The sequence below is a fragment of the Oleiphilus sp. HI0079 genome (genome assembly GCF_001635105.1).
This window is the reverse complement of sequence record NZ_LWFT01000406.1, coordinates 1-5,930: the sequence shown is the minus strand read 5'-3', so window position 1 is coordinate 5,930 and position 5,930 is coordinate 1. Positions and strand designations below refer to the sequence as shown.

The 5,930-nt window shown below is 48.6% G+C and carries 3 protein-coding genes; all 3 read left to right on the top strand.

Features of this window, described 5'->3' with window-relative positions; genetic code table 11:
- On the top strand, positions 1 to 1,045 hold a 1,045-nt coding region (locus tag A3750_RS05365; RefSeq protein WP_068548068.1), incomplete at its 5' end, for an argininosuccinate synthase.
- A gap of 214 nt (positions 1,046 to 1,259) precedes the next feature.
- Positions 1,260 to 4,766, top strand: a complete 3,507-nt coding sequence (recC, locus tag A3750_RS05360; RefSeq protein WP_068452765.1) for an exodeoxyribonuclease V subunit gamma — start codon at positions 1,260 to 1,262, stop codon at positions 4,764 to 4,766.
- An 11-nt stretch (positions 4,767 to 4,777) separates the two neighbouring features.
- A partial coding sequence (locus A3750_RS05355; protein WP_156498431.1) for a UvrD-helicase domain-containing protein occupies positions 4,778 to 5,930 on the top strand: 1,153 nt, incomplete at its 3' end.

Below are 5,930 nucleotides of genomic sequence, written 5' to 3'. Positions count from 1 at the left end.
AAAAGAAATTTACATCGAAGACGTACGTGAAGAGTTCGTGCGTGACTATGTCTACCCGATGTTCCGCGCCAATACGATCTATGAAGGTGAATACCTTTTGGGTACATCCATAGCGCGCCCACTCATTGCTAAGCGTTTGATTGAAATCGCCAATGAAACTGGCGCTGATGCTATTTCGCATGGCGCGACTGGTAAGGGAAATGACCAGATTCGTTTCGAACTTGGAGCCTATGCGCTCAAGCCTGGTGTTCAGGTGATTGCTCCTTGGCGTGAATGGGATCTGAATTCCCGTGAAAGCCTAATGGATTACTGTGCAAAGCATGGTATTGAAGTGGAGGCCAAGAAAGGCAAATCTCCATATTCGATGGATGCGAACTTACTGCATATTTCTTATGAAGGGGACATGCTAGAAGACCCTTGGCAAGAACCCGAAGAAGAAATGTGGCGCTGGTCTGTTTCTCCGGAGAATGCGCCGGATAAGCCAACCTACATTGAGCTTACCTACACGAAGGGCGATATTTCGCACATTGATGGCAAAGCAATGACCCCCGCGCAAGTTCTAGAATATTTAAACAAAGTTGCAGGTGCGAATGGTATTGGTCGAGCTGACTTGGTAGAGAATCGATACGTCGGTATGAAATCGCGTGGTTGTTACGAAACACCCGGTGGTACCGTCATGTTGAAGGCGCATCGTGCAATCGAATCGTTGACGCTGGATAAAGAGGCGGCGCACTTGAAAGACAGCGTTATGCCAAAATACGCGGAGCTCGTTTATAACGGTTACTGGTGGTCACCAGAGCGAAAAGCATTGCAAGCACTGATCGACGAGACACAAACCTATGTGAATGGTGTTGTTCGCATCAAAATGTACAAGGGTAACGTGATTGTGGTTGGTCGTAAGTCTGATGACTCCCTATTCGACGAGAGTATCGCGACATTTGAAGATGACGCCGGTGCATACGACCAAAAAGATGCGGAAGGTTTTATTAAGCTCAGTGCCTTAAGACTTCGCATTGCTGCAGGCCGAGGCCGCGATCAGTCCTAAAGGTTTGATGTTCGCTGTTTTAAAGAGCCGGCCATATTTGAGCCGGCTTTTTTGTGTTCGTTGTTTGTGTTGTGAATTCCTTCCAGTCCGGATCTCTAGATCAGATTAAAACTGTGCTCAAAAATCTTGATTTAAGTTTTGATTTGAGCTCTTAGCCGTATGGAGCGTTGGGTAATAGCGGGTATACTGTTTTCACTTGATCTCAAGGACGGCCATGCTCTACTTATATCCATCTAACAAAACCGAAACCCTAGCTCAAATACTCGCAAAGCTGCAAAGCACACCACCGCTTGCCGACCCTTTCGCATCCGAGATTGTTTTAACCCAAAGCTACGGCATGGGCGTGTGGTTAAAGCAACGTATTTCGGATCATCAAGGCATTGCTTGTATGGTTGATACACAAATGCCGGGTGCTTTTCTTTGGCAGCTGATTGAGTCGCTTGTTTCTGAAAAAAGTGAGCATAGCTCAACCGTTCAGCATTTTGAGAAATCGACCCTGCGTTGGGAAATATTCCGTCTCTTACCGGATCTGATTGATCAACCGGAGTTTGATGGTCTTCGAGCTTATGTCGATTCGCTTGTTGCGCGGTCTGGTCGTTCCGGGCGTGAGCAAAGCCTGTTTCAGGTGAGCGAGATACTTGCGGACAATTTTGATGCCTATCAAAACTACCGTAATGATTGGATCACCGCATGGGAGCGAAGAGAGCCGCTTACTGACAAAGTTAGTGAATTTTCTAGCGCATCAACGCAGCAAGAAGAGGCGTGGCAACGTATAGTTTGGCAGGCCTTGTACCCACAGTTTTCATTCTCAGAGCGACATCATCGTGCTTCTCGATTACGTGCGTTAGAAGTGGTGTTAAACGAGGGTAACTTCGACCGGGCCGTGCTGCCTCAGAGAGTATTTGTTTTTGGGATGGCGGCTATTCCAGTCCAGTGGCTCAACGTCTTCTTAGCGCTTGGTAAGCACATTGATGTGCACTTTTTATTTCAGAATCCCTGTCAGTACTACTGGGGAGACGCGCTCACTGAGCGGCAAAATGCCCTGTATCAGCAGCGTCTCCTTCAGTCCGGTGATGATGCTGTTTTGGCACTGTCGGAGTTCGAACAATATGAGTCCCACCCCTTATTAGCCTCCCTCGGAGAGGTGGGTAAAAATTATCTTGGAGCACTCTATCGCTATGATGAGCAGGATGGTCTAAGTGAGTTTGCGGCGAGTTTGTATGAGTCAAATGCATCAGGGACTGCGCTTGCGCATATTCAGAACGACCTTCTCGAGGGTCGGGTAGAGTGTAACATCGCAGACATCACTGAGCTTGAACTTGACTCATCGATTCGTTTCTCTCGTTGTCACTCGCGTTTGCGTGAGGTTGAGGCGCTGCGTGACTATGTCCTGGATGTGATTGATCAAGACCCAAGTTTCACTTTGCGTGACTTTATCGTCATGGCGCCTGATATTCAGCAGTATGCGCCTTTTATTGATGCCGTGTTTGGAGCTCCGATTGAGTCGCGTGATGGAGGAGAAGCGCGACTTTTTTACGGCCTTTCTGACCACGCGCTAGCTCAAGAGCAGCCAATTATTGAGCAGTTTCTAGCCGTGCTACAGCTCGATAAAAAGCGTCTAACAGTCGATGAGATTTTTGATCTGCTGAGTCTCGATGCCGTGTGTTCTCGATTCGATCTCAACGCCGAGCGTTTGGCTTTCGCGCGTAAGCTTGTTGATGCCTTAAATATTCGTTGGGGGGTGAACGAGTCTCATCGAGATGCTGTGATTGGTTCTAGCCACACAGGGGATAGCCATACTTGGTTGTTCGGCCTAAGACGGGCACTGAAGTCATACCTGGTTGGCGCACCTGATGACCTTAAAGCGGGGTTTATAGAATGTCCCTTACGAAGTGCTGAACAACATGAAGTTCTAGGCATTCTATTACGCGTTGTGGATTTGATTGAAAGTAATGCTGTTGCATTGCGCTCGACAAAGTCGGTTGATGAATGGGCTATTCGCGTTCAACAGGTTTGGTATTCCTGGTTTGATATGAACGCATTAGATGAGTCCTTACGACAACTAGCCGATAAAAGCCTTGATGCGCTTATTGAGCAGGTTGAGGTTAGCGGCTTTGACCAGCAAGTCCCTTTTTCCCTCATATTCGCAGTACTTCAGGCCGAGCTAGAAAAAGAGAAAGTAAGCCAGCGATTTCTATCGGGTCGGATCAACTTCTGTAATTTAATGCCCATGCGCACGGTACCTTTTAAGGCGGTCTGCTTGTTGGGGATGAATGAGGGTGCGTATCCGCGCCATGACATGACGCAGAGTTTTGATCTCATTAGTCAATACCCCGCCCGCTTGGGAGATCGATCCCGACGACGTGATGACCGATATATGTTTCTCGAAGCAATTCTAAGTGCTGAAGATCGCCTATACATCTCGTATAAGGGCTTTGATCCAAAAGATAACAGCGAGTTATTCCCCTCTGTATTGTTATCGGAGCTTCAAGAGCTTTGTGTTCGAAGCTTTACGGATCGGTCCAGTGATGCTGCAAAAGCGCTGGTGAATGCCTGGACCTATCAGCATCGACTTCAACCTTTCCACTCGGCCTATTTTAATGGCTCAGGTATTGAGGATGGATGCTTGCCTCGATCTTTTGCGAATGAATGGTACCCCTTGCATGCACCGATGAACAAAAATGAAATGCCTTCCAGTAACGGAGCTGAATTAGCGCTTGGTCAGGCAGACTTGTTTGAACAGGTGGCGGCTTTGGAAAATGAACCCCCGCACAGCCCCCCGTTGTTTGAATGGCCGGAACAACTAGAGCTCGCAGAGTGGGAGCGCGTATTTGCCAATCCCTTGGCTGCGTATTACTCCGTGCAGCTGGGGGTCAAGAGCGCGCGTTTTATCGACGTGCTCGCAAGTGACGAACCCTTTGCACTTGATGGTTTGCAGACGTACAAACTCGCCAGACAGATGTGTGATGTTTGGTTCAGAGGCGCGTCGCTCGACGACTTCATTCGAAAGCATTCGTTACTTGGTGAGCTTCCGCAAGCACCTGTTGCGCGAGCGTCTGTTGAAGAGATAAGTGCTGACTACGCTGAGTTTTGCTCGCGGATAGAGCCGTTACTTGCTGCACAGCCTGTTCAATTAATGCTTCGTTTACCATCCAGCCTCGCAGAGTCAACCGTGCTCAGCGGTGAGGTCTATATTGGTGATGCCGGCTTGGTAGATGTGCACTTTTCACGCAATCCTGGAAAGTGGTTTTTTGGTGTATGGGCCCGGCACGTTGCTTGGAATGTGTTTCATGCAGAGAACGCTTTGCCTATTCCAGCGACGAGCGTTTGCGTGACGCCGGCCTGGCAGATCGAACTTCCGGCATTAGGTGGCGCTCGGGCGAAGCAATATCTTCAAGAACTGGTTTCATACTTCCATAGCGCGATGCTTGAGCCACGTCCTCTCTTACCGGAAGTGGCGTTTCATTACCTCAGTGGTAAAGATAAAACCCCTCAAGGAGCGTTCAAACGAACGCCGCCGGTAGGAGACTTGGCGGCTTTGTGGGCGCGATATTGCACTTTGTCCGGAAGCGATCAGGATGCGGAGCGGGTTCCTGAATTTGATAACGAGCTTATTTTTACCCAAATTGCGCTTCACACAGATGCGATGAGTCGAAAAGGGGACAACGACGTTGAACCGATTACGCCTTTACCCATGATTGACTTCAGAGAGGTCAAGTAGTGGATAAGCACATGAAAAATTTAGATATTTCGCGTTTTCCACTCGACGGCCTTGCTCTGATCGAAGCCAGTGCAGGAACAGGTAAAACCTTTACAGTTTCGCACCTTGTATTGCGATATGTTCTTGAAAAAAAGTACACGATTGAAGAAGTTTTGGTAGTGACGTTTACGGAGGCCGCTACTCAAGAATTGAGGGTTAGGATTCGGAGTAAGATTGCTGAGTGCACGGCCCTAATTGAGCGTGCGCTAAAGCAAATTGATCCACAGCAAGGCCTTTCGGGAGATGTTTTGGTTGAAGGCGAGTTAAAAGCCTTAGGCGCGGATGACTTGCTTGCACGGATGGTGCTCCGTTCTGAGAATCTCGTTGATGACTTGTTACGTCTCCGGTTGGCAGAGCAAAGTATCGATTTGGCGGAGATTCATACCATTCATGGCTTCTGCCAGAAAGTGGCGCGAGAGCATGCCGTGTTGATGAATCTTCCAAGCGAACAGAGTTTGAAGGAAGACTTAAGGCCTGAATGGCTTGATGCTTGTCGCGATCTTTGGCGAGGAACGATTCTTAAGTTTCCTGAACCTGCATTGAGGTATGTTCGCTCACAATGGCCAACGCCCGACGCGTTGAACAGCAAGATTAGCGTCTTCACGCATCGACAAGCTGATCGGGTGACACCTCAAACCTCTTTGACTAAGGCAGGGCATCAAGATCTAGCAGAGACGCCTTTGGCTTGGTGGTTAACCCAGTACCAAGAGCTTGATGCATGGCACGCATCTTTGGTTACCCTGATCTCTGATCACCTCGCGGATGTGCGACGTGTTGTTGCTGATTCAGACTTAAAGCTTGTCGATAATAAGCTGAAGCGCCTAGAGGCCATACAAGCATGGCTAGACAGCGGCGCAAGCCCAGCGGATATGGCCAAGCTCAAGTTTGATACGTTTTACGAATCGACCATTATAGCGAGTGCTAAAAAAGGCAAGCAGCCGCCTAAGCACCTTTTCTTTGTATCTCTTGAGCAGCTTTTTGAACGTCAGCCAAAAAGCTTAGGCTCGCTCTTTCTTCAGGCTTTTTACGTCGAGGCCAAAGAGCGAGTTGATCAGAAGAAGCGGGAAGAACAATTGCTAGGCTTTGATGATTTGATCCGACAAGTCAACGATGCGGTGCTGAATC

Bases quoted from the DNA above. Each gene is read 5' to 3' on its own strand.
- recC (WP_068452765.1), top strand. From the start codon at position 1,260: ATGCTCTACTTATATCCATCTAACAAAACCGAAACCCTAGCTCAAATA.